The sequence below is a fragment of the Legionella jamestowniensis genome (assembly GCF_001467745.1).
Classification (GTDB): domain Bacteria; phylum Pseudomonadota; class Gammaproteobacteria; order Legionellales; family Legionellaceae; genus Tatlockia; species Tatlockia jamestowniensis.
In genome coordinates this window covers 1,278,706-1,300,130 of record NZ_LNYG01000013.1, presented here as the reverse complement: position 1 = coordinate 1,300,130, position 21,425 = coordinate 1,278,706, and the positions used below count along the sequence as shown (strand labels likewise).

Sequence of the window (21,425 nt, the reverse complement as noted above, 5' to 3'; positions counted from 1 at the left end):
GCTCCCTCCTTTAAACTTATTACCCTAACGGTAATTACACTGGCAGGAAAAATAATTTCGGCATTTTATACCCCTCCCCACGCAACTGCAATGTTGATCGCAGAGAGATTTCATTAAAATATTCATGAAGCTTGCTGACAAGCTAAATCGGCACTGATATCATGCGCCTTTCGATACAGTAAGGATTTTTTATGGTTTGGAAAACAGCAATCGATTTGGCACGTCTTCAAGATATAGAGCGTGAAGCGCTTGTCATCGACAATCATAAAATCCTTTTTATATGGCACAAAGAACAAGTTCATGCGCTACAAGCACAATGCCCTCATTTTAAGTTACCGCTTAGCAAAGGTAAAATCAACGATGAGTGTGCTATTGTCTGTCCCTTTCATCGAAGTGAATTTGATTTGAAAACCGGCGCTGTGAACTGTTGGACTCCATGGCCTAAAGCAGTTGGAAATTTGCTTGGGAAAGTGGTGAAGCCTAAACGCTTGAAAATTTATCCAACCCGAGTTACAGAAGGTGTAGTAGAAGTAGAGATTATTTAGGATCGTTGGGCTTATATCAGAAATTGTCTGGCGCCTTGCTCTACTTTTTTAATGAACTGTTGATATTGTTTTGCCGGGAGCTGCCAATAATGCCAGTATAAAGGAATGGGCCAGCGCATAGCGGATGAAATTTCCTGAAGCAGCCCTTGCTCTAATTCCTCAGTAACATCCAAGGCAGGTATCCAGCCATAACCATAACCTTGCAACGCAAATTCTTTGTAAGCCTGTACAGAAGGCACCATATGATAGCGACTCAGCGGTAGTCGTCTTTTAAAAAAATAATTAAAAAAATGCTCAGGTAACCTGTCTCTATTATCAAAAATAATCGCAGGTGCATGTGTTAAATTATCTTCCAACGTTCTTTTATTAGTAAAGTGACGGTTAACAAATTCAGGTGCAGCAACCAGTAAATAAGTCATCTGTCCCAGCAAACTGCACTCACATCCCGGCAAAGCCCTATCGTAGCTGGTTACGCAGGCTGAGACCAAACCCTTACGAAAATAATCAATTGTTACTTCTTGATCATCGGTAATAATATCAATATTAAATTTTTCAAGTAGACCTAAGGTAGATAAAGAACGGGTAAACCAGGTTTCAAGACTGTCACGATTTAAGGCTAGAGAAAGGCGGGCAGGTGATTCATGATGAATTTCTTGTAATAAATGTTCTTCCAACAAACGAGTACGACGTAATAAACTTAATAACTTTTCCCCTAAAGGCGTTGCTTGATAAGGAAGGCTGCGAATTAAAAGCGGTTGACCAAATTGATTTTCTAATTGCTTGATTCGTTGTGTCACTGCAGGTTGGGTAATAAACAATTGCTTGGCCGCCGCTGCAAAGCTCTGAGTTTGAATGACGGCATCCAGGGCCTGTAAACCACGCTGGTCTAGTCTCATAAGAAAAATTTATTAATCATTAAAATTATTAATTTTAATTATAAGCGAAAATGATCAATAATTGCCACTCCTAAGCAAAGAGTAAACAGTATCATGATGGTATATTTTAATGGTTTGATGCTGGGATTGTCCCTGATTACAGCATTGGGCCCACAAAATGTATTTTTAATCCGCCAGGGTGCCTTGCGTCAACACGCAGTCCTCTCAGCTACTGTTTGTTTTTTATGCGATATTATTTTGGTTTGCGCCAGTGTGGTAGGTCTTCATCATGTCCTGGAGCTCCATCCTGCCCTACAAGGTTGGATAACCTGGTTTGGTGTTACCTTTCTTCTCTATTATGGAACTAAATCACTAAAACGTGCCCTAGCCAGTCAACAAAATAAGACGGTTGTTTCACCCCGTGTGACTAGCCGTTGGCAAATTATCATTTTTGCGTTAGGTTTCAGCTTACTAAATCCTCATGCCATTATTGATAGTCTAGTCATTATTGGTGGTGGTAGCACCCAATTCCCAGGACACCAACAAGCCTTTTTAATGGGGGTAATTACCTCAAGTTTATTTTGGTTTTCATCCCTTACGTTTACCACTCATTATTTTTCAGAACTGCTTTCACGACCTCACGTTTGGCGACGCATTGAGTTTGCCAGCGGCATTCTCATGCTAGTTTTAAGTTTAAAACTAGCATTAAGTTAAATGTGATTATTGCAACTTTAAAAAGGTTGTGACTGCCTCAGGTGCACATTTTTTTGCCGTTCCGACGGCTAGCTCTTTAAGGTAAGCATTCACTGCAGGAATTAAGTCGTCAGTGCCCTCTTCCCCATAGACTGAAAACCAGACGCTTTTAGAGGGTAGCCCCTCCGTAAATTCTTTTAGCTTTGTTTTAAACTCTTCTGATGGCTCTACGCCACGCGAGGTAAATTTACCGGCAACAAGATCACTATCCTCCCAAACCACAAGAGTATCCTTTTTAGCCCAAGGGCCTAACGTGGTTATCATTTCCTGAATCTGAAGAATCCCGAGTTTGTACCAAGTATGAGTTTTATTACTCATCGACCACTTATAGACATCCAATAAATCATTCAATGCTTCGCGATATTGTGCAGTCAAACCTGAGTTTGTCCGATTGCCCAAACGATAACATCCGTAGCTACAGCTTGCTAAGGAAATTGTCCATAAGGGTAACGGTAGAGGCAACACACCTCCTGTCCAACTGGCAGCACTAACCGCTAAGGCACCAATAATTTGATTATCGTAATGAAATAACGCTGCTTGTGCCTGCTTGAACCGCAGGACGCGATTCTTAATGATGTCAACATGTGATGAATTGCGGTAATCAAATGCGATTGAAGTATCTAATTTAACGGAAGGGGGGATCGGGTCGGCTTTAAAAAAACTGGTTGTATAATTAACCATGCCACCAAACGCTTTTAACATGTTTTCACTCCATTGATTTTTGAATAATCTTTTTAACGTATGGTAGAAAAAAATGCAAGATATAACGATTTATGACAAGAGAAATAGAAAGGGCCAATCAGTGTGTCGCCAATTGACCCAGTGGAATGACACATAGCAAGTCCAACCTCGCAGTCGAAATATCTCATAGATGTAGGAAGATTGTCAATATTTTAAGCGATTGATTAAAACGATTGTTGTTCTGCAACACCTACGCTAGACTCCACGCATGAGAGATGATGATAGATAAGCTTATGTTCTACGGTGATAGCGTTCAAGATACTCGGCAACTTTTCTTTACCAGCTGGCAAAAATATCGCAACAAACAACCTCTACTCCCTTTGGAGCAGCAAATTGTCGATGTAATCATTGCACATCCTGAATATCATGCCTTGCTAGAATCGAATAATAAAGAACAAGCCTATTTTCCTGAGATGGGACAAACAAACCCTTTTTTGCATATGGGCCTACACCTCGCCATTCGTGAGCAAGTCAGTACCAACAGGCCGGAAGGTATCACTAAAATTTACCAACAGTTGCTAAAAAAATATGCTGCCCCCCTGGCAGTAGAGCATTCAATGATGGACTACCTTGCCGAATGTTTATGGCGGGCCCAGCGAGAGAATACCTTACCTAATGAAGCCGATTATTTACAGGCTTTAAAGCAGTTATTAAATTAATTCAGGACTGGTACGATTAATTTTTTGAGCCCGCCACATAATAAACATGGGGAGGGCGACTGCGCAAATACTGCTGAAATACATAAACAGACCTCGTGCATAAGAAATATGCATATAAAAAGAGGCAATGAAAGGACCTATCATGGCCCCGACACTATAGGCAAGCAATAAACTTTGTGTGCCAGCTACGATGTCGCATTCATGAAGCTCATCACACGCACAACTAATGCTGATGGGGTATATTGTAAATGTAAACCCACCAAACAATGCCATTAAAATTACAATGAGCGAAGTATGGTGATATCCCTTCATGAGTAAAATGGAAACAATAACCGTTGCCAGGGTAAGCAAAATTAAAACCATACTTCGCTCCATGACATCCGATAGTTTGCCCACAGGATATTGTAATAACATGCCACCAAAGATGATGACAAACATAAATTTTGCAACCTCCGCTTTATCATGAAAAATATGATTCAAATACGTGGGCATAAAACCAAACAATCCGCCCATAATTAATCCTGAGAGTAAACAACCTGCTAATCCAGAGGGTGATACCCGTAGTATTGTGGCAAAACTCAATGTCGAAGGCTTATCAAATTTAGGGGAGCTGACATAGGACATGGCTATTGGAATAATCGATAACGAACACATCATGGAGGCAATGACATAGGGTATTAACGATTGCGTTTCGCCCACGTTCAAAAAGAAATGGCCCAAGCTTTGCGCACCGTAAAAGGAGATCATATACAGGGATAACACTTGCCCACGATTCATTTTAGTGCTTTTGCAAAGAAGCCAACTTTCAATGACAATAAATAGACCTGCTATAATAAATCCACCGATAAAGCGTAAAGCAAGCCATAAATGAACATTGTAAAAAATACCATGTATCAGGCAAATGATGGCCAAGGTAGAAGCAAATACGGCATAAGCATTCCCATGCCCTACGCGGGTAATAAAGCGTTCTGCTCGCAATGACCCTGCTACCAGGCCTGCATAATAAATTCCGGTAAGTGCACCTATCTCCACAGGAGAGGCATGGTTTAAAGTCATGTTCAATGCGAGTAAGGTCGAAAAAAAACCGGCGCCCAATAAAAAGATAAACAGGCTCAACAAGGGCACGAAGGTTTCAAATAGGACAGTGATCATGACCGGTCTGCTTTAGTAAGTACGAATGGATGAATAAAAGATTACAAGTTTATGGTGAAAAATAATAGTACGGTTACAAAGGATAGTTACAATTTTCCTCATTTTGTGTTGTCTTTTTCATTGGGTATACGGCCTCAGATAGGTTAAGATAGGTCACCTGCGAATTTATATGCGTATCAATGACCGATAACGAAAAACAGACACATTTTGGCTTCGAGTCCGTGGCCTGGGATGAAAAAGAGAAAAAGGTAGGTGCCGTCTTTAGATCGGTTGCTGAAAACTATGATCTCATGAACAACATCATGTCCATGGGGATCCATCATTTGTGGAAACGATTTGCCGTGGAATTAAGTAACGTCCGCCCTGGACAGAACGTACTTGATCTTGCAGGAGGAAGTGGTGATTTAACACGGTTGCTCAGCAAAAAAGTTGGTGCAACGGGGAAAGTGATTCTGGCAGACATTAATGCTGCCATGTTGGCAGTAGGACGTAATCGTCTTCTGGATGAAGGTTTATACCGTAACATCGCATTTGTGCAGGCGAATGCACAGGCACTACCCTTTAAAGACAATAGTTTTCACTGTATCACTATTGGCTTTGGGTTGCGCAATGTGACTGATAAAGACGAAGCCTTACGCTCAATGTATCGCGTTTGTAAACCTGGCGGGAAGGTTATGGTATTGGAATTTTCAAATCCTACTTTGCCTGGGCTAAAACCGGTTTATGATTGGTATTCCTTTAATGTGTTGCCTAAACTGGGTGAATTATTTGCCCAAGATGGAGACAGCTACAAATACCTTGCCGAATCAATTCGCATGCATCCTTCGCAGGAAGGTTTAAAAGCAATCATTGAGAAAGCAGGCTTTGAAGATTGCCACTATCATAATTTAAGTGGCGGAATTGTTGCCTTGCATATTGCTTACAAATATTGAGGTATTATGATCAAAAAATATTCATTAAAAGCGCTGCAAAAAGCGATCAATCATGCGCTTGCCCTTGATGAGACAATGCCGACTAAAATTAGTGCTTTGGATGGCAAAGTGCTTGAAATTATTGTTGCACCACTTGGTGTGAATTTTTTTATTTTATTTGAGCAGCAACAGCTAAAATTGCTTGCCGATTATGAGGGGAAACCCGATACCATTATTCATAGCAGTCCTCTTGGTCTAATTCGCCTAAGCTTTCTACCCGCCTCTAAAGCACGCTCTTTGTTTAATGACAAAATCAGGCTGTCAGGGGATGTAGAACTGGGCCAAGCAGTTAAAAATTTGTTTGATGAACTGGATATTGATTGGGAAGGCCATTTAGCTCACTTTACGGGTGATGTGGTTGCCCACCAGGTTGGTTCGCTCTTTCGCCAAGGTCTTGCTTTCAAAAAACAATTGCAGGAGTCCTTGCATCTCAATATGTCGGATTATCTGCACGAAGAATTACGTGCCTTTCCTTCCCGTGAAGAAATCAATGATTTTTTTAATGACATTGATCAATTGGCATTAGATGTTGAACGCTTACAAGCTCATGTTAACCAACTCAAGGGTAAACATGAAATCGATTAACCAATTAATCCGACTTCTCCATATTAATACCATTCTGGCGAGAAATGGGCTCGACCAAGTGATTGTTTCAATTCGCCTTTTTTCACCTTTCCGTTTTATTGTTTATTTAAATCCCTGGAATTGGTTTCGCCGGGAAAAGTTAACCCGCGGTGAAGCGTTGCGGAAAACACTAGAAGAACTTGGACCTATTTTTATTAAATTTGGTCAAGCCCTTTCTACACGACCGGATATTTTACCGCCTGATATCGCCCTGGAGTTATGTAAGTTACAGGATGATGTGCCTCCTTTCGCGAGTGAAAAAGCGTTAGCCATTTTTGAATTGGCATTTGGCCGCTCTGCATTTGATGTATTTGCAGAGTTTGACCCAGTCCCTCTTGCGTCAGCTTCGATGGCCCAGGTTCATGCCGCAAAATTGAAGACAGGCGAGGAGGTTGTCGTAAAAATCTTGCGCCCCAATATGCGCAAAATTATCGAGAAAGACCTAAGCATTATGCATACTATTGCAACCCTGGCCGATAGGTATTGGCCAGAAAGCAAGCGCTTAAAACCCAAAGAAATCGTCCAGGAATTCGAGCACAATTTGCTGGATGAACTTGATTTGCAACGCGAAGCCGCCAATGCAGCGCAATTACGCAGGAATTTTTGCAAATCCCCCTTACTCTATATTCCTGAAATTTTCTGGGATTATACGCGTGAAAATATCCTGGTCATGGAGCGGATTCATGGTATTCCTGTCTCTGATATCGCTTCATTAAAAGAACATGGGGTAGATATTAAGAAGTTAGCGGAGCGTGGCGTTGAGATTTTCTTCACCCAGGTATTTAGGGACTGTTTTTTTCACGCGGACATGCATCCAGGCAATATTTTTGTTTCACCATTACGCCCGCATGATCCTCAATACATTTGTATTGATTTTGGTATCATTGGGACATTAAGCGATAGTGACAAACGTTACCTGGCAGAAAATTTATATGCCTTTTTTAATCGTGATTATCGGAAAGTTGCCGCTTTACATGTGGAGTCCGGGTGGGTCGCACGTGACACCCGTGTCGAAGAATTCGAAAGCGCAATACGTACCGTTTGTGAACCCATCTTTGAGAAGCCTTTAAAAGAAATTTCCTTTGCCCAGGTCGTCTTGCGATTATTCCAGGTCGCACGTCGCTTTCAAATGGAAGTACAACCCCAATTGGTGTTATTACAAAAAACCCTGTTGGCAATAGAAGGGCTGGGGCGCCAACTTTATCCAGAGTTAGATTTGTGGGCTACGGCCAAACCTTTCCTTGAAAAATGGCTTAAAGAACAAATGGGCCCTCGCGCTTTCATAAGGCAATTGCGTGAAAATCTCCCTTTTCTTTCAGAGCAATTACCTCACATGCCACGACTCTTACACGATGTCTTACAATTAACAAAGGAAGAAAAAGTACGTACTTTAATTCGCGAAAATGAGCGGTTAGAGACTTCATCTGCATCCCCTTGGTATAAGGGTTTTGGTATCGGTATTTTTGCAGCGTTGGTAACGGTGGGTATACTGGACATCTTAAACCAGGATAAATTGGCGGCCATGGCATTATCGGCTGCCATTGTGGGTGGTGTATTAACTGTGCTTAACCGAACAACAAGGAGTTGATCATGGGCTTAAGCGGCGTTAGTCCTTTATCATTATTGCTAATATTACTTATTGTCATTGCACTATTTGGCACCAATAAACTAAAAAATATTGGCTCTGACCTAGGTGCTGCCATTAAAAATTTTCGTCGTGCCATGAACGAGGAAGACGATAAAAAAAATGAGTAGCAGCGAACTTTTATTAATTTTGCTGGTTGCCGTTGTGGTATTTGGACCCAATAAATTACCGATGTTGGCTGAACATTTAGCCAAGCTATTTCGTCATTTAAACCAATTCAAACAACAGGCAAAAGCTTTATGGCAAGCACAGTTAAATGAGCAGCAGTTGATTGAAAACACACGCAAGGCAGAAAAAGTCGATGCACTCTATAAAGTAGATAAAAAAAACACGGAAGATGGTATAGAAGGCACCAAAACAGAGATTAAACAGGCGAATGAAAATAACCTGGATTAAGCAAAAATAACCCGCTAGTCTGGCTAAGCAATATCCCTAAATCATTTCAACCACTATTAAATGCGTTGGGCTTTACCATTTTAATTGGGTAAATTTGCCCATTTATAAACTAACCACTGTGCATTAAAATTGGGCCACTGCGATTGTAACTTTTGGGCGCAGTGATACAACATTGAACAATTACCAGAAGTAATATGGCACGCCCATCCATAATCAGAGTCTGATTAAATCCTCGTTATAGGAGTAGATCGATGAAAATTAGTACTTTACTAAACTTAAGCGATGAACAACTTGCTAAATTAACTATCCTAGAAATTACTGAAGAAAAATTAAAAGACACGCATGTTAAAACCTTAATTTCGCTATTACCAAAACTTTCTTCTTTGGAAATAATCACCTGTAAAGGTAATTTAAGAGGCAAGTTATTTACTACCTTAGTTGCCGAATTACCAAAATGCCCTTCCCTTTCCTATTTATTATTTCCCGATAACTTCTTAACGAATACTGAACTCAAACATTTAATTGACGTACTACCAGAATTTAACCATTTAGTCGCTGTTGAGTTAACAAATAATAAATTTACCCATTTATCAGCCTCTAACCTTGAGAAATTGGTAAGTAATATTCGACACTGTGGCAGCCTAACTAGCTTTGACATTTCAAAGAACAAGTTAAAAAATCAAAAACCTTTGATGCAAATTAACGAAGCCTTAACTGCAAATAGAGAGAAAACAGAATCATTAATAGAGGCTATACATCAAGGCAATAGAGACAAGGTTCAACAATTATTAGAAGAAGGCGCGAATGTCAATGCCCGGATCGTGCTAACTAAATCCAAGGATGGTACTCTGCTGTCTCCTTTGCATGCTGCAATAAGCACCGGTAATTTCTCTATGGTAAAGCTTCTGGTAAGTAAAGGGGCAAAATTATTACCTGATGCATTAGGTAATAGTATTTTGATGCACGCACAAAAAACGCAGAGCTATTGGAGTAAAACCCCAAGCAAAGCAGAATATTGTGCAAATCTTGGAAAAATAATTAGCTACTTATCAAAAATTGCTGAGAAAAAAGAAGAAAAGAAGAAGGACAATCTCCCTCTTCAATCCTCTGCCAGTGAGAATGGTTTTTTTGGTGTTAAAAAGAAACACAGCATTAAAAAACCTGAAAAAGAACTGCCAAAATCACAATCGGAATCTGCATTTACATTTTGAATGTTTCGCTAGAAGTAGATTGTAAGGGCTGTTTTACAGCAATGATGTGACAGCCCTTACATTCATTCAAAACTCATTTATAACACACCTTAAAAAGTCTTTTACTTAGTGCCGTTTATCTTTCTCGCTTTTTAAGCCTAATAGCCAATCCGTGCTTACTTCCAATTCATTGGCAATTTTTTGAATTGCTAAAGAATCAAGAACCATCCCGTTTAACACAGCTTCGGTTTTAAACCTTGGCAGTTTAAAGAGTTTAGAACAGACTTCGACCCGTTCCATCATCAAGCCAGGAACACCAAGCGCATCTAATTCATTGTTCAAACGTTCAGATAATTTTTTATTTGACATGGTAATCTCCCCTTACTTTTTATCAGTGTAAAACACATAAGCTTAAGGATTGATTAACAACAATAAAGTTTTAGTGATTATTCTTACATAGGATAAATATAATTTAGTTAGCAATCCCGGTTGCAAGCAACCGGGCTACTTGTGGGTCTAATGTAGCCCGGCTGCTTGCAGCCGGGACTTCTATCTTGCTGAGCTAAGCCAAATCGGACTTTTAACCAAATCTTGGTTCAGGCCGATGACAATAAGGCGCCTTGCTATGTTTCCCATAATAATTTTGATGATAGCCTTCGGCAGGCCAAAATGTTTGTGCTTCTAATAAACGGGTTGCCACCTCATAACCACGGTTTTTTAAACGTTGTATTAAATCTTGCGCCTCTTGTCGTTGTTCTTCGTTGTAGTAAAAAATTGCGCTTTTATACTGATCACCGATGTCAGGGCCTTGTCCTGAACGTTGGGTAGGATCATGAATTTCAAAAAATCGTTTAATAACGGAATGATAATCCGTTTTTGCCACATCATAGACCACTCTTGCCACCTCATAATGCCCGGTATCGCCATTGCAAACCTGCTCATAAGTTGGTTCTTGACTCATCCCCCCTGAATAGCCCACTTCCACTTTAAGAACCCCTGGAAGTTGCCGCAAAAAATAATCAATACCCCAAAAACAGCCTCCGGCAACTATCGCCTCTTCCGTATCCATAACCTCACTATCAGGGACATAATCAATCGAGGCCGAGTTAACACAATGACGAAGATTAGCATGAGTAAAATTTTCACCGGCAAAGACATGGCCTAAATGCGCGTGGCAACGGCCACAGAGAATTTCGGTTCGTTGTCCATCTTTATCCGGTATTTGTAAGACCGCTTGCACAATATCATTGTCAAAACTTGGCCAACCGCAGCCTGAATGAAATTGATTCCTTGCCCGAAAAAGCGCTAAACCACAGCGGCGACAAAGATAACTTCCCGTTTTGGCAGCCGTATTACACTCACCAGTAAAGGGATATTCAGTGGCTTTGTCACAGATAATTCGCCTTGCAGCTGGCGTTAAGCTCGCTGTTTTATCGAGATAACTTTCCATAACGCTCTCCTGGTAAGCTTTACTCTATGTGCAATTGAAGATGTAGACGTCGAATGACGCCTAGGCTCTGGCGGCATAGCCGCAGAATCCAGCTATGTGGAGCCTCTGGATCCCACGGACAAGCCGCGGGACCTAGAATCTGTGCATAAATTGACATTTTGATCGTTAAGACACCAGGTTCTTACTTGGAATTATTTGACACGATTACAAATTTTATCGGCCATATAACCAATTGCACCCGCATAGTATATAGAATTATTGTAGCGCAAAATCATCTTATAGTTTGGATAAGCCAAAAACACAGGCCCTCCATAGGGTTGAACAATACTTGCCTCTAATTCCGGATAAGGCAAAGGCTCCCCTTTTTCAGTGCGAACACCCAAAGCAGTCCATTCACTTACAGGTTTAGTAATTGATTTACCTTCCAGTTTCATATCAAATTTGGGCGGCAACTTCACATGAATAGCCCATGGCTGTCCCGTTCGCCAACCATTTTTTTTCATATAATTGGCAATTGAGGCAAATACATCTGGCTTGGAACTCCAAATATCTTTACGCCCATCACCGTCATAATCCACCGCAAACTCCATCCAACTGGAAGGTAGAAACTGCGGTTGTCCTGAAGCACCTGCCCACTCCCCTTTGAAATGATCCAAACTGACATGTCCACCATTTAAAATGTGCAAGGCTAAAAATAATTGCTTGCGGAAAAAATCACGTCGATTGGAATCATAGGCAAGCGTGGCCAGTGATTTAATAACTGGAAAATTTCCCATATAAGAGCCATAACTACTTTCCATTCCCCAGAAAGACACGATAAAGCAGGGATCTACACCAAATTGCCGGCCAATTTCCTCGAGTATTTCTTTATTTTTGGCATAGTGTTTTCGTCCCATGACAATTCTATAATTGTCTGCCCGTGAATGAAGGTATTTATTAAAAGTGAGCCGATGCTCCGGTTGCGAACGTGCCAATCCTTTAACTTGCCGGCTTGGCTCACGAATGCCTGCAAATGCCTCATCAAAAACGCTCGCAGAGATACCTTGCTCCAATGCTTCTTGCCTTACTTCTGCAAGCCAGCTATTCCAGCTTTGTTGGTTTGCTGCCATAGCCCATTGAAATGGCAATAGCAGTATGGCGCTAATAATTAGCTTTAAAGCCTGTTTTTTCATGACTACCCCTTTTGTTTATTTCAAAAGATACAAAAACATTTTTGTATCGACAGCCTACAAAACCTGGTTAATGACTTGTAATAGTTTCTACAAGCAGAAAGCATGCCTGCCATAATAACGTGAAAATCTTTCAAAGACTAATTGCCGACACCTTTTATGCTGTTTTTAAATCATATGGAGCAATTTTGATTCAGTTAATATTTTATTAACATTAATTGTTTAAAATAAGATCACATTAGTTGTAGAGCTTATTTTATGATCATCCTTTATATTCCTTTTAATAGAACTCAGGCAGGGAATCTTGCAGATGAAGCCAAGGTTTGGATTAATAACCATTCCTTGTACTCCACTGAAGAAATTCAAGTTATCCATCATGGCGATAATCTTAACGACGATCTGCTGGAAAAAAATATTACGGTCTTTGTTTTAGCACACGGCGCCAAGGCAGATCCCACTATGGTAGCAAATCTCACTGATCCTGCAACCGCAACAATTATTAGTACAGAAACCTTGGCAGAACGTTTTAATTATGATTTTTTATTTATTGCTACAAGGCTTGAATCTATTCATCTTTATTGCTGTGGGCAAGAACAGAAAAACGCTGTACTTGCCAAAACATTTGAGAAGGCCCTCTTACTATTGGATAGCGGCGAAATTAAATATTATGATGGAGTAATTTTTACCCCGGATCAAAAAGGCTACCATTGGTCAACGAGTTATACGGGCACCCAACAACTTGCTATTGCCAAAACTCACCGTTTTTTTAGAATGCATCCTAGTGATTCTAATGACTCTAATAGAGGCATAAAATCCATGGTCTTGGCACAATATCAACAAAACTGTAAAGCTCGAAGAATAGATTGTGCCCAGCAATACCGAGACAGTATAAAAAGAGAAACTATCCACGCGATGAGGCATACAGAAAATATGGAGATAGAGCCCATCTCACCGATGGTCATTTAATATTTAAATTAAAAACTTAAGGCTTCTTGCAGGGTTTTGTACTATTTTTATAATTATTACCATGGTTAATTAGGGACAGCGCGCCATGCCAAAAATTAAAAAGAAGATGCCCCTTGGAGAAGCAGCTATGCTGTCGCAAATAGGTCCTGTTTTTAGAAATAACTTGCATTGCGACGTCTGTGATACGCCCATTACTTCAGAAGAACTAGACCAATTTTTTGATTTATTGGATAAATCCTACCAAGCGGTTATTGCTAAATTTACGGCCGGTATCTCGCCTGCCGCCCTTGCGACGGCCTATTTTTCATGGCTTTCCCAATTGGCTTTATGCCCCGGGAGAATACTTGAACTTGCCCTTTATCCTGCCTTTCATGCGCAAGACTGCACTACCAAAATCCTTTGTCATTTAAGACCCGGGGACGGCAGGGATGTGCGTTTTCATACGGACAGTTGGCAATCATGGCCATGGGAAATTTACGCCGAAAATTTCCTTCAATTTGAAGACTGGTGGCGTCGTGCCACCACCGGTATTCCAGGAGTACCCTCTCATGTTGAGCGTACTGTCTCTTTTTGCGCCCGACAAATTATCGATGCGCTATCACCCTCAAATTTTGTGCTTACTAATCCTGATTTGTTTCAAGAAACCATTAGTACCTTGGGACTTAATTTATTCCATGGTACCAAGCTGGCCATCCAGGACAGGCTGGAACGAATATTCGATATCCCTCCTGAAGGCGTGGAAAATTTTGTGCCCGGCGAACATGTCGCCATCACTCCTGGCAAAGTTGTATTCCGCAATCATTTAATTGAGCTGATACAATATGAGGCAACAACAAAAACAGTCTATAAGGAGCCTGTCTTAATTTTGCCTGCCTGGATAATGAAATATTACATTCTTGATTTATCCCCTCACAATTCACTCGTCAAATGGCTCGTGTCCCAAGGACATACTGTATTTATTGTTTCCTGGCGCAATCCTCGTGGCAAGGATCGCCATTTAGGGTTGGACGATTACCATCGATTAGGTGCAATGGCTGCTATTAATGCAGTATCCAAACGCATACCTAATACAAAAATTAATTTAATGGGTTATTGTCTTGGGGGCACACTTGCCTTGATTTCAGCAGCATTTATGGCAAGAGAAGGTGATGAACGCTTAAACACGCTCTCGCTTTTAGCAGCACAAGGAGATTTCAGCGAAGCTGGAGAACTGATGCTGTTTATTACAGAAAGTGAAATCACCTTTCTTAAAAACATGATGTGGGAAAAAGGTTATCTAGACACTAAACAGATGGCAGGCTCTTTTCAAATGTTACGATCCTATGATCTCATATGGTCAAAAATGGTACATGACTACATGAGTGGTAGGCAACGAGGTCTTATCGATTTACTGGCATGGAATGCTGATGCGACTCGCATGCCTTATAAAATGCACAGTGAATACTTAGAAAAGCTTTTTCTCAACAATGATTTTGCAGCTGGACGTTTTGCCATTGAAGGGAAACATATTGTTGCCGAAAATATTCATTTGCCCACTTTTGCAGTGAGTACTGAAAAAGATCACGTGGCGCCCTGGCGTTCTGTTTATAAAATCCATCTGATGATGAACAATGATATTACTTTTGTTCTAACCTCAGGCGGCCATAACGCAGGAATTGTCAGCGAGCCTGGGCACAAAGGACGCTCCTACCATATACGAGAGCGCAAAAAAGATTCTAATTTTATTGACGCCGATCATTGGGTAAAGATGGCGGAAAAAAGAAAAGGTTCATGGTGGGTAGCCTGGCATGAGTGGCTTATTAAACATTCTTCAGAAAAACGTGTCCGGCCGCCAAAACTGGATTCCTCTTTACCTTCAGCGCCGGGGACTTATGTTTTACAGAAATAATTACCTAAGGTAAGACATTTTAAAACTTAAGAAGTATTCAAAATCCCGTTTTTTTAACTTCATAGGTTATTGATTTTACTTGAGATAATGCTTCACTTTCTTCACTCTCTTCACTTTGAGTGGTTGCTTGCCTTAACACTCGGTTAACCGTTTTGTCCCGTTCTTTTTCAACAACATCCTTATCCAAGCTACTTGAATTTTCAAAAAATAGGGCTTGATTTTTTTTCTTGTAGGAGTCTTGATAAGCCGACATACGAATACCCCCAATAAACCGACATTCTACCGTGTCGACGAGGAGTGCATAATTATATCCCTTAACAAAAATGGTTCTATCAAACTTTTCTTCCCTTATCATATCCACAATCGCTTTCAGTAAACTACTCTTAAGCTTGGGATATTCTCTTTCATCGAGGCGGATATTGTTAAAGAAACTATAATATTGTTTATTCGTTTTATAATCAGGATTCGTCTTGCTGTAGGGATTTTCTTTAAACATTGTGCGATAAAAAGCTAGAAATTGTTTTTTTTCCAAGGGTTCACTTCCATGACCACCGCGAATATAACGGAATTCGGCAGGATTAGTCGGAAAAGGTAATTTTTTCCCATTAGGGTAAATTACTTTATGCAGCTTGGACATTTCAACTTCACTGAGTGGAATCTGTAAGCGCTTTATTGCAGCTTCCTCTTGGCGAAGATAAAACAATGAATAACCTTCTTCTTGTTTTATTAAAATAAATGCATGTGTATTTCCTGAAGCTTCTAAAATGGAAGCCGATTTTTCCTCATCTGGCACTGAAGACATGAGGAGCAAAGCACAAGGAGAAAATAACGCCTGCTCTCTTTGGGTCAATTGTTGGTTTATCTTTTTTTCTTCCTCTAATAACTCAGCCTTTACGGAGTTACAGGTAAGGAGCGTGATTCGATTGATGTTGGGGTATTCTTTTAGAAGTTCAATAATTTCTCTGTAATGAAGGCCACCTATCCTTCTTTCTGTTTCAAACATAGGATCATGGCCTAATAACACCAGATTAATCGCTTTATTGTTACGCAAGCTATCGAGACAGGTGCGCACATAGGGGGCATCCACATGGATAGTTTTATTAGAGCGTTTATTTGCATTGGCATATACCAAGAATGAATCATGTATTTCCGCATCAAGTTGGAATGCTTCTGGTTTAGTGATAACAACGTGTTCGCAATTCTCTATCGTGTGCTGAATGTCTTTTTCGTAGATTCTGTGCGCAGTAAGTAAAGAAAGCGCCATAAAATCATTCGCTAACATTTTTTCTGGCCCAATTTGTTCGATGACCGCCTTTTGGAGCCGAGCAGGAAAACTGGCAAGCGCCAGGCTGTACAAGCGCACTAGTTCAGTACAAACATTAATCCGCAATTCTCCCGGAACATATTGAACCAGGCGTGCATCTTTTTTCAGAGCAGCAACACAAATCTCGGTGTTAAGTATTTTTGGAGGTATCCTTAAGAGTAAAGCAGAATCTTGTTCAACAGCAGTGACACACAGCTTCTGCCTATCAAACGGTTCGGGGAATGACAATTCGTTGGATAGCCACACCTTTTTTAACATGTCTAAAATTTGTGGATCTTCTCTGCGCTGCTCCGGAATATAAAAATAAGCTCTCCAATTTTTTTCAATACCGGCCAGATAAACAGGATGAAAACTATCGTCGTCAGGAACCATATCCATACTTTGCCAATGTCTTTTCACCGCGTTTAAACAAACTTCTGGCGTCCGTAAACAAGGCGGGACAAACTCCAGGTCATCCACTTTTCGTGCGACAACTTCTATAAGTTTTGGCGTGACATGTTGAGGCGTAATCTCTTGAACATAGTCAAACGATTGTTCTATACATGCAATGATAATGTCATCATTTATAAAATCTTCCGGTACTTTATAAATGATTGACCACTGCTTTTTTACCGCCAAAAGACATAGTTGCTGTTTCTGTAGTTCGGTAAAAGAGTCTTGATTGATAAACTGTTCTAATGTCCTTGGATTACCACGAATTGCGGTTACCGCAGAATCATACTCTATATTTAAACGTTCTTGAGGCGTACTCATAACAATCACAATGAGGATCGGCTTATATTAACTAACTATAGAATAAGAAACTTACTACTTCCTTAAGTCATCTAAATTCGATTGATTTAATCTTTGCACAGGGCTGAATTTTCTTACATGGTAATTGCGAATCAAGTGAAAAAACGCCTCAGTGGGAATCGAGGTTTATTTACAGGGGAGCCTTCATGTGGCTTACGCCAGGATGACGAAATGGATAGAAAACTTCCTGCGCGTTATTCTGAAAGCAACAGTGGTGTCAGCCCGTCATTCTGAAAGCGACATCGGCTTGAAGAATCTTCTGAATGGAGCACTAGGAACCACCCTTGAAGCGCTCGCAATGATGCTATTCAAGTTGTGGCCCTTGAGAGAGTGACATTTATAAAAGTAGCTAGAGAGAATCTCTGGCTACTTCGACATTAATCGAGACTAATGGTATAGGAATAGGAGTTAAAGCCGTCGTAAGTGATCCCTTTGTAGCTCATGCCACTGCAAGACGCGCTCACGGAGGGATGCATCATGTAAGGACCATCTTTAATATCCAATACACACCAGTTAAACGCATCATAAGCAACCGTTACATGCGCATAACCTTCTCGGCATTGGTGAGTATCTCTAATTTCAAAACTTCGAGGACCGATCACTTGCAGGTAAATATCTGGTGTATTGTTGGCACTAACAATAAAAATACCAGGATGCACCTTGTCGTCAAGATGAAAAAAATCTCGATAACCACAGAGCGTTTCCCTTGCGTGCGCACTCATAAAGAATAAGCTTGCTAATAAAAACAATACTACTTTTTTCATGGGTTAACTTTCCTTAAGTAAGAGGAACCCGGATTATAGGGAAATGAACTTGATGAAACAACTGCAATTGAACAATACTTGTGAAATTTGTGCAGATGGCGCAGGTTTTGTTGTGCGAAGCACAAAGCGCATGCTAAATTATTAAAATCGCAAAGAAATTTTAAATAGTCCTTCTTTTTTGGATTTCTCAATACCCAGTAATTTTAATCCCTGAATAATCTCATCATAGGGTCCTTGTTTCTTGTCCATGGATTTTTTTAACTGCTGATTCACCCTATCGATTTCTTCTACCGAGCGTGACAAAGGCACAACCTGCTTGTCATCACTCATAGTAATTTCGCGACTTTTTTCTGTTAAATTTGCACTCGAAAACTTATTGAGTAATTCCTGCTTTTCTTCCACCGTTTTAAAAAATTGCATATTCCTAGTTAAAATAATGGTACTACCATTGATGCAAGCAATTGCGTTATAGCCTTCTGGAATATCAACACGCAAAACATCTCGTTTTTTTAATTCCACCGCCAAGCCACCTGCAAGTATAGGAGCTTTGGCCATGCTTCTTGCAATTTTAGGGTTCTGCATGACGAGGATCAAATCTGCACCTCCACCTTTTTCAATACTATTTAAAAATTTGCCGATTCCACCTAGCCTGTCGACGCCTGACGCATCAGCATGATTAAGCACAAATTGATTATCAGCTTTTCGCACACCAACGATGGGATTACACGGACCAAAACTCGTTGAAAAAACATGTATCCCGGTGCGGGTACCTGTTATTTCCACCTCATTGGCTCGACCACCGTCTAAACGGAGACGACGAATTACTGTCGCTAATGTATTCTTATTATTGTCAGCGGGATTTACCTTACCCTTTTCATCTGGTTTCAGTTCTTTAATTTTTTCCAGTGAATAAGCACAGGGCAACTCCACGGGGTGAGGAGATACCAACCGTCCTTCTTCAATAAAATAAGCATTCCTGTCTCGCTGAGTTCCGACAAGTACGATTGCATTCGATTCATTGTTTTCAATCTCACGCAAGTTAATATCTAAATTTTCATCGTCATCCAGCAAATATAAGGAGTATTCAGGAGTAACAAGCGCTTGCTCCACCAATAATGTAGGTACATATAATATAGCGCTTGTGGTGCCTATAGATAAAACATTCCCATTACAGTCAATGCACTCTACATTGTCATTTTGAGTAGCTGACAAAGTAACTAGCGAGGGTAATTGCTCAGGCTTCACAACATATTCCTGACATGCAAATTGATTATTAAAGTATATATAAGAACAATAATTAAACAAAATCGCAAATCATACATTAATACAACCCGTTGGCCAAAAAGCTGTTTCTATCTGCACTATAATAAAATTACCAGTAATTCATTGGATGATTGCCATGAATAAATGTAAATTGAGTCCGGTTGCTTTAGGACTGAGTTTAGGCATTCTTTGGGGCTTTTCTGTATTAGTCCTTGGGTTAATTGCAACGTATTATTCCTATGGAAAACCTTTTGTCGCGGCAATGGGCGGATTATACATTGGCTATGAACCAACTATTTTGGGCAGCTTGCTAGGAGGCCTGATTGCATTTATTGACTTCTTCATTTTCGGCTTAATTATCGCCTGGCTTTATAATTTATTCGCCTGCTGTGGGTGCCGCAAAAAAGAAACAATGGAATAAAGCTTCAGTCTCTCTAGAGACTAAAGCTTCGAACGCCGGTGAATGAAGCATTTTGCGTTTCGTCCTCGATACGATTGAATGCTGTTTTGAATTCTTCAGATTGGAGGTATTCTTTTGTTTTCTCGTAACTTTTCACTGCCAATTCCTGGTAAGCTTCTGGGGCACAGGCATTGGCATTATTGGCTATTTGTGTCCATGACCAGATAGCATACCACCAACCGATTACGGGTTTATATAGATAAAGCCATGACAAAACCGCTTCATCGCAATGTCCAAAATAGCTTTCAACAAAAAGTTCACTATGTTGCTGGGATAACTCTGCATCCCAAAGAAGATAGGCAAGGTCACATACACGATCATTATTCGCTGAAAGCTCAAAATCAAGCAATTTAACCAGTTTTTCCTTGGTATTTGGGTTTTCAGACACTAAAAAATTAGATGCTGTAACATCATTATGGCAAGGGGACAGGGGAATAGTATAACTATTTATGAGGGTTTGAATTTTATCCATCCACACTTCAATCATTTCAAAACCCGTCGGTAAAATAGCAGGGTGGCGCTCTTTTAATACCGCCATTAGTTCACTATTGCGAGTAAACAGATTTATTTCATTGGGAAATAATGCGGAACTATGGAGACTTTTTAAGACAGCGGCCGTTGTTTTTAGTATCAACGGATTTTCCCTTAATTCCTTTGCAAGTGTTCGATTATTTTCAAGATAACGGGTTAACTGCAACCCGTCATCGGGATCAAAAAAATCTATCGCCACATTAATTTGTAAATCAGCAGCTTGCCTAGCATTATTAGCCTCATTTTTCCTATCAACAAATGTAGTGGAGCCTTCGCCCGGGACACGTAAAACCCAGCAATTTTTTTTACGAAATTTTATTCTAAAGGTACAATTAGTCATGCCACCAGATAAAGGATAAATTCCCAGCTGTCCGAGATCATAAGGCTCCAAAAGCGGAATACGTTTAATAGTAGGCATTAATGCCATTCGACTTTTTGTTTTATTTACCAGTTCTTTCCAGGTTCGATTAACAAACTGCAATTGATTTAGTTTATCTGGCTCAATAAAACTTAAAATATGCATACAAATTCGTTCGGGGAGTTCAGGGGTCTTGGTTGGGGATGATTCTTCCGATCTGAAAAAGCTTATTTTCATGCGCATTCTCCTTCCTGAATTTGCAGATTTAAATGGCAACCTATACTACTGCCATGTGAAACCAATAGATACCGATTAATTGGAAGCAACAGAGGCCTTCATTGGTCTATTTTGTAAGAGTAACTTTAAAATAAAACCATAGAGGGGTAAAAATGAAACCATACTTATCAATAACTTGAAAACCAAATCAACCGTTGCAATTTCCACCCAATGTATACTAAGAAAACCATTCGTACTATGGTAAAAAGCAACAAAAAAGAAGCAATAAGTATCAAACAGATTACCAAACACGTTAGAGACACTTGGTGCTACCCACCATTTGGATTGAGCCCTTAATCGTTGAAATACAGCTATATCCAATAATTGCCCCAGCACATAGGCCAAAAAACTGGCAAATGCAATTCGTAGAACCATTGGATTATAAGTTAATAATGCATTTTGCGCATAAGCATTGGAAATCAAATAGGAACAAAGAAGTCCGGGCAACATTGCCAAATAAACTATTTTTCTGGCTATCTTTTGTCCCAGCAATCGAGTGGTTAAATCGGTTAAAATAAAGATTAAGGGATAACTAAACGCCCCCCAGGTTGTTTTAAATTCAAAAAGAGTAAATGGGTATTGAACGAGCGTATTTGATAAAGCGATAACAACAATATGAGCGAGAGCCCAAGA

The 21,425-nt window shown here is 40.2% G+C and carries 23 protein-coding genes; 12 read left to right on the top strand and 11 right to left on the bottom strand.

All coding sequences use genetic code 11. The annotated features are described in order from the left end of the window. The first annotated feature begins 191 nt into the window (after positions 1–191). On the top strand, positions 192–545 hold the full coding sequence (locus Ljam_RS10045) for a Rieske (2Fe-2S) protein (protein WP_058449902.1): 354 nt from the start codon (positions 192–194) through the stop codon (positions 543–545). A gap of 11 nt (positions 546–556) precedes the next feature. Here Ljam_RS10045 and Ljam_RS10040 read toward each other — a convergent pair whose 3' ends face one another. Further along, positions 557–1,441, bottom strand: a complete 885-nt coding sequence (locus Ljam_RS10040; RefSeq protein WP_058449901.1) for an ArgP/LysG family DNA-binding transcriptional regulator — start codon at positions 1,439–1,441, stop codon at positions 557–559. Positions 1,442–1,534: 93 nt separating this feature from the next. Here Ljam_RS10040 and Ljam_RS10035 point away from each other — a divergent pair, with 93 nt between their 5' ends. Next, a complete protein-coding gene (locus Ljam_RS10035; protein ID WP_058449900.1) occupies positions 1,535–2,134 on the top strand; it encodes a LysE/ArgO family amino acid transporter in 600 nt (199 codons plus the stop codon). A gap of 6 nt (positions 2,135–2,140) precedes the next feature. Here Ljam_RS10035 and Ljam_RS10030 read toward each other — a convergent pair whose 3' ends face one another. Further along, complete coding sequence (locus tag Ljam_RS10030; RefSeq protein WP_058449899.1) at positions 2,141–2,875, bottom strand: hypothetical protein; 735 nt, start codon at positions 2,873–2,875, stop codon at positions 2,141–2,143. Between the two features lie 272 nt (positions 2,876–3,147). Here Ljam_RS10030 and Ljam_RS10025 point away from each other — a divergent pair, with 272 nt between their 5' ends. Beyond that, complete coding sequence (locus Ljam_RS10025) at positions 3,148–3,573, top strand: DUF1841 family protein (protein ID WP_058450785.1); 426 nt, start codon at positions 3,148–3,150, stop codon at positions 3,571–3,573. Here the strand turns inward: Ljam_RS10025 and Ljam_RS10020 are convergent. Then, on the bottom strand, positions 3,565–4,725 hold the full coding sequence (locus Ljam_RS10020; protein WP_058449898.1) for an MFS transporter: 1,161 nt from the start codon (positions 4,723–4,725) through the stop codon (positions 3,565–3,567). The two genes, Ljam_RS10025 and Ljam_RS10020, sit on opposite strands and share 9 nt — an antisense overlap. Before the next feature lie 179 nt (positions 4,726–4,904). Between Ljam_RS10020 and ubiE the strand changes: the two genes are divergently transcribed. The 6 genes from ubiE to Ljam_RS09990 all read left to right on the top strand — a co-directional run bounded on the left by ubiE (position 4,905) and on the right by Ljam_RS09990 (position 9,572). Then, on the top strand, positions 4,905–5,657 hold the full coding sequence (gene ubiE / locus Ljam_RS10015) for a bifunctional demethylmenaquinone methyltransferase/2-methoxy-6-polyprenyl-1,4-benzoquinol methylase UbiE (RefSeq protein ID WP_058449897.1): 753 nt from the start codon (positions 4,905–4,907) through the stop codon (positions 5,655–5,657). A 6-nt stretch (positions 5,658–5,663) separates the two neighbouring features. Beyond that, on the top strand, positions 5,664–6,281 hold the full coding sequence (locus Ljam_RS10010) for a ubiquinone biosynthesis accessory factor UbiJ (protein WP_058449896.1): 618 nt from the start codon (positions 5,664–5,666) through the stop codon (positions 6,279–6,281). Beyond that, positions 6,268–7,908: a ubiquinone biosynthesis regulatory protein kinase UbiB gene (gene ubiB, locus Ljam_RS10005; RefSeq protein WP_058449895.1), complete on the top strand. Its 1,641-nt coding sequence runs from the start codon at positions 6,268–6,270 to the stop codon at positions 7,906–7,908. Before Ljam_RS10010 ends, ubiB begins: the two co-directional genes overlap by 14 nt. A 2-nt stretch (positions 7,909–7,910) precedes the next feature. Further along, a complete protein-coding gene (gene tatA, locus Ljam_RS10000) occupies positions 7,911–8,075 on the top strand; it encodes a twin-arginine translocase TatA/TatE family subunit (protein ID WP_058449894.1) in 165 nt (54 codons plus the stop codon). Further along, positions 8,068–8,361, top strand: coding sequence for a twin-arginine translocase TatA/TatE family subunit (locus Ljam_RS09995; RefSeq protein ID WP_058449893.1), 294 nt, complete (start codon positions 8,068–8,070; stop codon positions 8,359–8,361). The genes tatA and Ljam_RS09995 overlap by 8 nt, the downstream gene beginning before the upstream one ends. A gap of 251 nt (positions 8,362–8,612) precedes the next feature. Next, positions 8,613–9,572 carry an ankyrin repeat domain-containing protein gene (locus Ljam_RS09990; RefSeq protein ID WP_058449892.1) on the top strand — a complete coding sequence of 320 codons (960 nt, stop codon included), beginning with the start codon at positions 8,613–8,615 and terminating at the stop codon, positions 9,570–9,572. Positions 9,573–9,677: 105 nt separating this feature from the next. Here Ljam_RS09990 and Ljam_RS09985 read toward each other — a convergent pair whose 3' ends face one another. The 3 genes from Ljam_RS09985 to Ljam_RS09975 form a co-directional block, all read right to left on the bottom strand. Further along, positions 9,678–9,920: a hypothetical protein gene (locus Ljam_RS09985; RefSeq protein ID WP_058449891.1), complete on the bottom strand. Its 243-nt coding sequence runs from the start codon at positions 9,918–9,920 to the stop codon at positions 9,678–9,680. Between the two features lie 211 nt (positions 9,921–10,131). Next, positions 10,132–11,001 carry a bifunctional methionine sulfoxide reductase B/A protein gene (locus Ljam_RS09980; RefSeq protein WP_058449890.1) on the bottom strand — a complete coding sequence of 290 codons (870 nt, stop codon included), beginning with the start codon at positions 10,999–11,001 and terminating at the stop codon, positions 10,132–10,134. Positions 11,002–11,192: 191 nt separating this feature from the next. Beyond that, on the bottom strand, positions 11,193–12,173 hold the full coding sequence (locus tag Ljam_RS09975) for a lytic murein transglycosylase (protein WP_058449889.1): 981 nt from the start codon (positions 12,171–12,173) through the stop codon (positions 11,193–11,195). A gap of 255 nt (positions 12,174–12,428) precedes the next feature. Here Ljam_RS09975 and Ljam_RS09970 point away from each other — a divergent pair, with 255 nt between their 5' ends. Together Ljam_RS09970 and Ljam_RS09965 are read left to right on the top strand one after the other, a co-directional pair. Then, on the top strand, positions 12,429–13,136 hold the full coding sequence (locus Ljam_RS09970; RefSeq protein WP_058449888.1) for a hypothetical protein: 708 nt from the start codon (positions 12,429–12,431) through the stop codon (positions 13,134–13,136). 127 nt (positions 13,137–13,263) lie between these two features. Beyond that, entirely contained in the window at positions 13,264–15,024 is a 1,761-nt protein-coding gene (locus tag Ljam_RS09965) for a PHA/PHB synthase family protein (protein ID WP_420795619.1), read from the top strand. Positions 15,025–15,061: 37 nt separating this feature from the next. Here Ljam_RS09965 and Ljam_RS09960 read toward each other — a convergent pair whose 3' ends face one another. The 3 genes from Ljam_RS09960 to Ljam_RS09950 form a co-directional block, all read right to left on the bottom strand. Continuing rightward, a complete protein-coding gene (locus tag Ljam_RS09960) occupies positions 15,062–17,101 on the bottom strand; it encodes a hypothetical protein (protein WP_058449886.1) in 2,040 nt (679 codons plus the stop codon). Between the two features lie 416 nt (positions 17,102–17,517). Beyond that, complete coding sequence (locus tag Ljam_RS09955; RefSeq protein ID WP_058449885.1) at positions 17,518–17,904, bottom strand: hypothetical protein; 387 nt, start codon at positions 17,902–17,904, stop codon at positions 17,518–17,520. A gap of 141 nt (positions 17,905–18,045) precedes the next feature. Further along, a complete protein-coding gene (locus Ljam_RS09950) occupies positions 18,046–19,149 on the bottom strand; it encodes a hypothetical protein (RefSeq protein ID WP_058449884.1) in 1,104 nt (367 codons plus the stop codon). A 154-nt stretch (positions 19,150–19,303) separates the two neighbouring features. Here Ljam_RS09950 and Ljam_RS09945 point away from each other — a divergent pair, with 154 nt between their 5' ends. Next, positions 19,304–19,588 (top strand): bacteriophage holin, encoded by a 285-nt coding sequence (locus tag Ljam_RS09945; RefSeq protein WP_058449883.1) that lies wholly within the window; start codon positions 19,304–19,306, stop codon positions 19,586–19,588. 13 nt (positions 19,589–19,601) lie between these two features. Here the strand turns inward: Ljam_RS09945 and Ljam_RS09940 are convergent, their stop codons facing one another. Beyond that, the gene (locus Ljam_RS09940) at positions 19,602–20,753 is read right to left on the bottom strand and encodes a phosphotransferase (RefSeq protein WP_058449882.1); all 1,152 of its coding nucleotides are present in this window, start codon (positions 20,751–20,753) and stop codon (positions 19,602–19,604) included. A 75-nt stretch (positions 20,754–20,828) separates the two neighbouring features. Then, a complete protein-coding gene (locus Ljam_RS09935) occupies positions 20,829–21,407 on the bottom strand; it encodes a 7-cyano-7-deazaguanine/7-aminomethyl-7-deazaguanine transporter (protein ID WP_058449881.1) in 579 nt (192 codons plus the stop codon). Positions 21,408–21,425 lie beyond the last annotated feature (18 nt).

Coding starts and splice junctions, on each gene's coding strand:
- Ljam_RS10025 (WP_058450785.1), top strand. CDS start 3,148: ATGTTCTACGGTGATAGCGTTCAAGATACTCGGCAACTTTTCTTTACC.
- Ljam_RS09965 (WP_420795619.1), top strand. CDS start 13,264: ATGCTGTCGCAAATAGGTCCTGTTTTTAGAAATAACTTGCATTGCGAC.
- ubiE (WP_058449897.1), top strand. CDS start 4,905: ATGACCGATAACGAAAAACAGACACATTTTGGCTTCGAGTCCGTGGCC.
- Ljam_RS09995 (WP_058449893.1), top strand. CDS start 8,068: ATGAGTAGCAGCGAACTTTTATTAATTTTGCTGGTTGCCGTTGTGGTA.
- Ljam_RS10030 (WP_058449899.1), bottom strand. CDS start 2,875: ATGTTAAAAGCGTTTGGTGGCATGGTTAATTATACAACCAGTTTTTTT.
- Ljam_RS09960 (WP_058449886.1), bottom strand. CDS start 17,101: ATGAGTACGCCTCAAGAACGTTTAAATATAGAGTATGATTCTGCGGTA.
- Ljam_RS09990 (WP_058449892.1), top strand. CDS start 8,613: ATGAAAATTAGTACTTTACTAAACTTAAGCGATGAACAACTTGCTAAA.
- Ljam_RS09940 (WP_058449882.1), bottom strand. CDS start 20,753: ATGAAAATAAGCTTTTTCAGATCGGAAGAATCATCCCCAACCAAGACC.
- tatA (WP_058449894.1), top strand. CDS start 7,911: ATGGGCTTAAGCGGCGTTAGTCCTTTATCATTATTGCTAATATTACTT.
- Ljam_RS09955 (WP_058449885.1), bottom strand. CDS start 17,904: ATGAAAAAAGTAGTATTGTTTTTATTAGCAAGCTTATTCTTTATGAGT.
- Ljam_RS09970 (WP_058449888.1), top strand. CDS start 12,429: ATGATCATCCTTTATATTCCTTTTAATAGAACTCAGGCAGGGAATCTT.
- Ljam_RS10040 (WP_058449901.1), bottom strand. CDS start 1,441: ATGAGACTAGACCAGCGTGGTTTACAGGCCCTGGATGCCGTCATTCAA.
- Ljam_RS10010 (WP_058449896.1), top strand. CDS start 5,664: ATGATCAAAAAATATTCATTAAAAGCGCTGCAAAAAGCGATCAATCAT.
- Ljam_RS10045 (WP_058449902.1), top strand. CDS start 192: ATGGTTTGGAAAACAGCAATCGATTTGGCACGTCTTCAAGATATAGAG.
- Ljam_RS10035 (WP_058449900.1), top strand. CDS start 1,535: ATGATGGTATATTTTAATGGTTTGATGCTGGGATTGTCCCTGATTACA.
- Ljam_RS09975 (WP_058449889.1), bottom strand. CDS start 12,173: ATGAAAAAACAGGCTTTAAAGCTAATTATTAGCGCCATACTGCTATTG.
- ubiB (WP_058449895.1), top strand. CDS start 6,268: ATGAAATCGATTAACCAATTAATCCGACTTCTCCATATTAATACCATT.
- Ljam_RS09985 (WP_058449891.1), bottom strand. CDS start 9,920: ATGTCAAATAAAAAATTATCTGAACGTTTGAACAATGAATTAGATGCG.
- Ljam_RS10020 (WP_058449898.1), bottom strand. CDS start 4,725: ATGATCACTGTCCTATTTGAAACCTTCGTGCCCTTGTTGAGCCTGTTT.
- Ljam_RS09980 (WP_058449890.1), bottom strand. CDS start 11,001: ATGGAAAGTTATCTCGATAAAACAGCGAGCTTAACGCCAGCTGCAAGG.
- Ljam_RS09945 (WP_058449883.1), top strand. CDS start 19,304: ATGAATAAATGTAAATTGAGTCCGGTTGCTTTAGGACTGAGTTTAGGC.